At 62.9% G+C, this 256-nt stretch carries 1 protein-coding gene; it reads left to right on the top strand.

The annotated features are described in order from the left end of the window. Nucleotides 1–256: aldehyde dehydrogenase family protein (locus IU459_RS37975; RefSeq protein WP_195134358.1), on the top strand; the 256-nt coding region annotated here is incomplete at both ends.

Raw genomic sequence — 256 nt, 5'->3', positions numbered from 1 at the left:
AATCAGCGCGAACGACTCATCTGGCGGATCGGTGATCTGCTGTCGGAGCGGGCCGAGATCTTCGGTCAGCTGGAATCGCTCGACAACGGCAAGTCCGCGACTATCGCGCAGGTCGTCGACACCGAGTGGGCGGCGGATGTATTCCGCTATTACGCCGGCTGGGCGACCAAGATCGAAGGGTCGACGGTGAACGTTTCGATGCCGTTCGCGCCCGACGCGGAATTCCACGCCTACACTCTGCGCGAGCCGGTTGGTG

This window comes from Nocardia amamiensis, from assembly GCF_015477605.1.
Lineage (GTDB): Bacteria > Actinomycetota > Actinomycetes > Mycobacteriales > Mycobacteriaceae > Nocardia > Nocardia amamiensis_A.
This window is presented reverse-complemented; position numbering and strand designations above follow the sequence as displayed.